This window comes from Streptomyces sp. NPDC042638 (assembly GCF_040647235.1).
Lineage (GTDB): Bacteria > Actinomycetota > Actinomycetes > Streptomycetales > Streptomycetaceae > Streptomyces > Streptomyces rameus.
Map to the genome: position 1 here is coordinate 1 of NZ_JBEZBT010000130.1, position 4,373 is coordinate 4,373.

General features: G+C 76.8%; 1 protein-coding gene. It reads left to right on the forward strand.

Annotated features, from left to right (window positions below; genetic code table 11):
- Window positions 1-4,253: SDR family NAD(P)-dependent oxidoreductase (locus tag AB0B40_RS37990; protein WP_362268191.1), on the forward strand; the 4,253-nt coding region annotated here is incomplete at its 5' end.
- Window positions 4,254-4,373 lie beyond the last annotated feature (120 nt).

A 4,373-nucleotide genomic window follows, 5' to 3' on the forward strand; every position in this document is an offset into this window, starting at 1 on the left:
CGGGCGTCATCAAGATGGTGATGGCGATGCGCCACGGCGTGCTCCCCAGGACCCTGCACGTGGACCAGCCGTCCACCCAGGTCGACTGGGACGCCGGGAACGTGCGGCTGCTGACCGAGGAGCGGGCCTGGCCGGCGACGGACCGTCCCCGCCGGGCCGGTGTGTCCTCGTTCGGCATCAGCGGCACCAACGTGCACGCCATCATCGAGGAGGCACCGGCCGGGGAACCGGCCCCCGACACGGAAGAGGCGGCGGCCCCACTGCTGCCGCTCGTGCTCTCCGGCGCCACCCCCGAGGCACTGGCCGCCCAGGCCGCACGGCTGCGCGAGGTCGCCGACCGGCCCCTGCCCGACCTGGCCCGCTCCCTGGCCACGGGCCGCGCCGCCCTCACCCACCGGGGCGCGGTCGTCGCCCGTGACCGGGACGAGCTGCTGGCCGGTCTGGCCGCGCTCGCCGACGGCTCCGCCGCCGACACGGTCGTCCGCGGCCGGCCCGCCGAGGGCAGGACCGCCTTCCTCTTCACCGGACAGGGCGCCCAGCGCCCGGGCATGGGCCGCGGCCTGTACGCCGCCCACCCCGCCTTCCGCCGGGCACTGGACGAGGTGGTCCAGGCGCTCGACGCCCACCTCGACCGCCCGCTGCGGGACGTGATGTGGGCCGAGCCCGGCTCCCGGGAGGCCGGCCTGCTCGACCACACCCTCTACACGCAGAGCGCCCTGTTCGCCGTGGAGACCGCCCTGTACCGGCTGCTGGAGTCCCACGGCGTGCGCCCGGACTGGCTGGCCGGCCACTCCGTCGGCGAACTGACGGCCGCGCACGCCGCCGGCGTCTGGGACCTGGCGGACGCCGCCCGGCTGGTCGCCGCCCGCGGCCGGCTGATGCAGGCACTGCCCGCCGGAGGCGCGATGCTGGCCGTCGACGCCACCGAGGACGAGGTGCTGCCCCACCTCGGCCCCGAGGTGTCCGTCGCCGCCGTCAACGGACCCCGCGCCGTCGTCGTCTCCGGTACCGAGGCCGCCGTGGACGCCGTGGCCGCGGCCTTCTCCGGCCGCCGTACCAAGCGGCTCAGGGTCAGCCACGCCTTCCACTCGCCGCTGATGGACCCGATGCTGGCGGAGTTCGAGAAGACCGCCCGTGAGCTGCGCTACGCGCCGCCCGCCCTTCCGGTCGTCTCCAACGTGACCGGAGCGCGCGCCGGTGAGGACGAGCTGTGCGACCCCGAGTACTGGGTCCGGCACGTCCGCGAGACGGTCCGCTTCGGCGACGGCGTCCGCACGCTGGCGGCCGACGGAGTGCGCACCTTCCTCGAACTCGGCCCCGACGCCGTCCTTTCGGCCATGGGCGCGCACGCCGTCACCGACCCCGAACGGTCGGCGTTCGTCCCGGCGCTGCGCCGCGACCGTGACGAGGAGCAGACCTTCGCGCTGCTGCTCGGCACCGCCCAGGTGCGCGGGGTGCCCGTCGACTGGCAGCGCGTGTTCGCCGGCACCGGCGCCCGCCGCACCGACCTGCCGACCTACGCCTTCCAGCGCCGGCGGCTGTGGCTGGACGACGAGCCCGGTGTGGTCGCCGACGCCGGCGGTCTCGGCCAGGTACCGGCCGGGCACCCGATGCTCGGCGCCGCCCTGGCGCTGGCCGGAGACGACACACTGGCCCTGACCGGCCGTCTGTCCCTGGCCACCCACCCCTGGCTCGCGGACCACGCCGTGGCCGGCGTCGTCCTCGTCCCGGGCAGCGCCCTCGTCGAACTGGCCGTGCAGGCCGGCGACCGCACGCACTGCCCACGGGTGGAGGAACTCAGCCTGGAACGGCCCCTGGTGCTGCCCGAACAGGGCGCCGTCCACCTCCAGGTGACCGCCGCCGCCCCGGACGCCGACGGACGCCGGCAACTCGGCGTGCACGCCCGCGTGGAGGGCACGGACGGCGAGTGGACCCGGCACGCCACCGGCGTCCTCGCCCCGCGCACCGCACCCGAACCGGCAGCCGTGGCCGACTGGCCGCCGGCCGGCGCCGTACCCGTCGACGTCACCGCCACCTACGACCACCTGGCCGAACAGGGCTACCACTACGGCCCGTTGTTCCGCTGCCTGCGTGCCGCGTGGCGGCTCGGCGACGAGGTCTGCGCCGAACTCGCCCTGCCGGACGCCGCCGCGGCCGACGGCTTCGCCCTGCACCCGGCGCTGCTCGACTCCACACTGCACGCCATCGACCTGCTCGACGGCCAGGACCCGACCGTGATGACCCTGCCCTTCTCCTGGGAGGGCGTCACCCTCTACGCGACCGGCGCGACGGCGGTGCGGCTGCGCCTGACCCCGCAGACCGCCGACCACATGACCCTGCGCCTCTACGACGGCACGGGCGCACCCGTGGCCGAGGTGGCGTCGCTGCGCATCCGCCAGGTGACCGCCGAGCAGCTGAACGCGGCGGCCCCCGAGCCCGGCGACCTGTTCCACGTGCGGTGGACCGCGCTGCCGGTCGACGCCGACGGCTCCGCGCCCGTACCCCACACCCTGACCGTGACCGCGGACCCCGGCCCCGGCGCCGAACCGCCCGCGCTGGCCCGGAAGACCGCCGTGCAGACCCTCAGCGCCCTGCGCCGGCACCTCGCCGACTCGCCGGACGGGGCGTCGCTGGTGGTCCTGACCCGGTCCGCCGTCACCGTCGACGCCGGCGCGGCGCCGGACCCCGCGCAGGCCGTGATCTGGGGCATGGTCCGGGCGGCGGCGGTCGAGCACCCCGGCCGGTTCGTGCTCGTGGACACCGACGACGCCCCGGCCTCGGCCGCCGCCCTCCCGGCCGCCGTCGCCACCGGCGCACCCGAACTCGCCCTGCGGGCGGGCACGGTGTACGTGCCGGAACTGGCCAGGGTCACCGATGCCGGACCGGCCCCGGCGTCCGTCCTCGACCCGGAGGGAACCGTCCTGGTCACCGGCGGCACCGGCAGCCTCGGCCGGCTGCTGGCCCGGCACCTGGTCACCCGGTACGGCGTACGCCACCTGCTGCTGGCCGGCCGCGGCGGACGCGTCCCCGAGCCCGGTGTCCTGGACGATCTGGCCGCACTGGGCGCGACCGTGACCGTCGCCGCGTGCGACGCGTCCGACCGCGCCGAGCTGGCCTCCCTGCTGGCGTCCGTGCCGGCCGCGCATCCGCTGACCGCCGTGGTGCACGCCGCGGGCGTCCTGGACGACGGGCTCCTCACCGACCTCACGCCCGAGCGGCTGGAGGCGGTGATGCGTCCCAAGGCCGACGCCGCCTGGCATCTGCACGAGCTGACGCGCGGCCTCGGCCTCACCGCGTTCGTCCTGTTCTCCTCCGCCGCCGGCACGCTGGGCGCGGCGGGACAGGCCAACTACGCCGCCGGGAACGCCTTCCTGGACGCGCTGGCCGCGCGGCGCCGCGCCGAGGGGCTGCCGGCCCTCTCGCTCGGCTGGGGACTGTGGGACACGGGGGAGGGCATGGCGGCGGGGCTCGGCGAGACCGAACTGCGCCGGCTGGCCCGTGACGGGATCCTGCCGCTGCCGGCCGACCGGGCGCTGGCCCTGTTCGACCGGGCGCTGGCCGCCGACGGCGCCCCCGCCGCCGGCCGGGCCCTGCTGCTGCCGGTCCGGGTCCAGGTCACCGAGGACGCGCCCGCCCTGGTCAGGGGCCTCGCGCCCGCGGCCGTACGGCGCACCGCCCGCGCCGTGACACAGGCTCCGGTGTCCGCCGAGCCGCTGCCCGCGCGGCTGGCCGGGCTGGGAGCGGCCGACGGCCTGCGCCTGCTGGTGGAGACGGTGTGCGGACATGTCGCCGACGTCCTCGGCCACGGCTCCGGCAGCGCCGTCGACCCCCAGCGCCCCCTGGGCGACCTGGGCGTGGACTCGCTGGCCGCCCTGGAACTGCGCAACCGGCTCAGCGCCGACACCGGCCTCAGGCTCTCCACCACGCTCACCTTCGACTACCCGACCTCCGACGCGCTCGCCCGGCACCTCTTCGCCGAGCTGGGCGGCGACACCTCGGGTGACGTGGTCGACATCGAGGCCGAAGTGGTGCGCCTGGAGGCGGTGCTGGACGCCGCGCTGGACGGGGCCGCGCCGGACGAGGAGCAGCGGGCCCGGGTGGCCGCCCGGCTGCGCACGCTCAGCGCCCGGTGGGACGGCACCGCGCAGTCGCCGGAGACCGGCACCGGGCACACCGGAGGGGCCGGGCTGGAAACGGCCACGGCGGACGAGCTCTTCGGCATCCTGGACGACGAACTCGGCAGCTTCAGCTGAGACCCGGGCCCGTGGACGGGTGCCGAGCCGACGGCTGCCGACACCACGCTCCTCGCGGACATACCCGCGGATCAGCTACTTCGGCGGCAAGGAGTCGCAGCCGGGCCTGGTCATCGGCAA